Source organism: Arthrobacter sp. 05L45_2 (assembly GCF_056397525.1).
This window is the reverse complement of the sequence record NZ_JBFTNO010000306.1, coordinates 1-2,255: the sequence shown is the minus strand read 5'-3', so window position 1 is coordinate 2,255 and position 2,255 is coordinate 1. Positions and strand designations below refer to the sequence as shown.

Annotated in this window: 4 protein-coding genes; all 4 read right to left on the bottom strand. The window is 67.1% G+C overall.

All coding sequences use genetic code 11. The features are described 5' to 3' along the window. The coding region (locus tag AC1DHD_RS15795; RefSeq protein WP_476880619.1) for a bifunctional phosphopantothenoylcysteine decarboxylase/phosphopantothenate synthase at window positions 1-955 on the bottom strand (955 nt) is incomplete at its 3' end. A 26-nt stretch (window positions 956-981) separates the two neighbouring features. Further along, the gene (rpoZ, locus tag AC1DHD_RS15790) at window positions 982-1,245 is read right to left on the bottom strand and encodes a DNA-directed RNA polymerase subunit omega (RefSeq protein WP_138769242.1); all 264 of its coding nucleotides are present in this window, start codon (window positions 1,243-1,245) and stop codon (window positions 982-984) included. Window positions 1,246-1,289: 44 nt separating this feature from the next. Continuing rightward, window positions 1,290-1,859, bottom strand: coding sequence for a guanylate kinase (gene gmk / locus AC1DHD_RS15785; RefSeq protein WP_476880618.1), 570 nt, complete (start codon window positions 1,857-1,859; stop codon window positions 1,290-1,292). A gap of 39 nt (window positions 1,860-1,898) precedes the next feature. Beyond that, a complete protein-coding gene (mihF, locus tag AC1DHD_RS15780) occupies window positions 1,899-2,216 on the bottom strand; it encodes an integration host factor, actinobacterial type (protein WP_476880617.1) in 318 nt (105 codons plus the stop codon). Between the last annotated feature and the right edge of the window lie 39 nt (window positions 2,217-2,255).

Sequence of the window (2,255 nt, the reverse complement as noted above, 5' to 3'; positions counted from 1 at the left end):
GGGTGATGACAGGGTCCGCGACGTCGTCCCGCTTCTTGATTTTGGTCCCGGAAACGTCCGCCGGCCGGAAGTCCGCGACGGCCGCGGCCATCACAATAACGTCCGAGTCCGCGGCGGCGTGCAGGGCAGCCTTGCGCAGCTCGAGCGCGGTTTCCACCCGGACCACTTCGACGCCGCCGGGGGCGGGGACGTCCATGTGGGCTGCCAGCAGGCGGACCCGGGCGCCGGCGTCGCGGGCGGCGGCGGCCAGTGCCACGCCCTGCTTGCCGGAGGACCGGTTGCCGAGGAACCGGACCGGGTCCAGGGGTTCGCGGGTGCCGCCGGCGCTGATGGTGACGGTGAGCCCGGCCAGCGGCCCGTGGGCGGCGGGGTGCGCGTCCGACGCCGGACCGTCCGGGTGCCCGGGCGTGGCTAGATCGGGCGTGGCGGCGGCGCCCGCGAGGGCCAGTGCGGCGTCGAAGATCGCCTGCGGCTCGGGCAACCGGCCGGGGCCGGAGTCCGCACCCGTCAGCCGGCCGGAGACCGGTTCCAGGACGGTGATGCCGCGGCTGCGCAGGGTTTCGACGTTGGCCTGGGTCGCGGGGTTGCGCCACATTTCGGTGTGCATCGCCGGGGCCATAAGGACCGGGCCGCCGGCCATCAGCAAGGTGTTGGTCAGGAGGTCGTTGGCCTGTCCGGTCGCGGCGCGGGCCAGCAGGTCAGCGGTCGCCGGGGCGACGACGATCAGCTCCGCTTCGTGGCCGAGCCGGACATGGTTAACGGTGTGCACCTCGTCGAAGACGCTGTTGCTGACCGGGTGCCCGGAGAGCGCCTCCCAGGTGGCCACCCCTACGAACCGGGTGGCGGCCTCAGTGGGAATAACAGTGACGTCATGACCGGCTTCAGTAAAAAGCCGGAGGAGCGATGCCACCTTGTAGGCGGCAATCCCTCCCCCGACTCCGAGGACTATGCGCACGTGACCTCCGTCAAGCAGCAGAGTTGTTACTCTGCGGCGGCCTCGATCGGCGTGGAAACGAGCTTGCCTTCGTTGATCTCGCGCAGGGCGATGGAAAGCGACTTTTCGTTCAGCTTGGTGTCAACCAGCGGGCCAACGTACTCGAAGAGGCCCTCGTGCAGCTGGGCGTAGTAGGCGTTGATCTGGCGGGCGCGCTTGGCACCGAAAATCACCAGTCCGTACTTCGAATCGGCGGCCTTCAGCAGCTCGTCGATCGGCGGGTTGATGATGCCTTCAAGGTTCGTGGACACGAATTCTCCAAATTCTTACGGGCCGATACTTCCCGTGGCCTGGGTTACGGGTTCGGGGTCAGCCCCATGAGTGAAACAAGCTCGTCCGCTGCCCGGCGAACATCATCATTAACGACGGTGTGGTCGAACTCCGGTTCAGCAGCAAGTTCTAGTTTAGCGGTTTCCAGCCTTTGCTGCTGTTCTTCGGCCGATTCCGTGCCGCGGCCGACGAGCCTGCGGACCATTTCGTCCCAGCTCGGCGGGGCGAGGAAGACAAACTGGGCGTCCGGAACGGCCTGTTTTACCTGCCGGGCACCCTGCAGGTCGATCTCCAGCAGGACCGACCGGCCATCGGCGATGGCGGCGTCAACCGTGCTGCGCAGCGTGCCGTAGCGGTTCCGTCCGTGCACAACCGCCCATTCGAGCAGCTCGCCGTTCTCGACCAGGGAGTCGAACTCCTCGGCGGACTTGAAGAAGTAGTGAACACCGTCCTGCTCCCCGGGACGCGGGGCACGCGTCGTGGCCGACACGGAAAGCCAGACGCCGGGATAGTTGTCCCTAATGTAGGTGGACACTGTGCCTTTGCCGACGGCCGTCGGTCCGGCGAGGACTGTCAGTCCGGGTTTCTTGCTCACGTATTCCTTTGTCGCGGTGGGGCAGCCTGGCGGACCAAACTATTTCTCGTCTATAAAATCTACCAGCGCCCGGCGTTGGTGAATTCCCAGCCCGCGGATGCGCCGTGAGGGCGCGATGCCGAAACGCTCCATGATCGCCGCGGCCCGCACCTGCCCGATGCCCGGCAAGGCCTCCAGCAGCTCCACCACCCGCATCCGCGCGATGGCCTCGTCCGTTTCGCCGGCGCTGAGCAGGTCCTCGATTGACAGGTCCCCGGTCTTGAGCCGTTCCTTGGCGGCGGCCCGGGACACCCTGGCCGCGGCGGCCTTGTGCAGGGCGGCGGAACGTTCCTGCGGGGTGAGGGGTCGCAAGCTCACTGAGGTCCTCCCTGCGTAACTGGACAGGCGATGCATAAC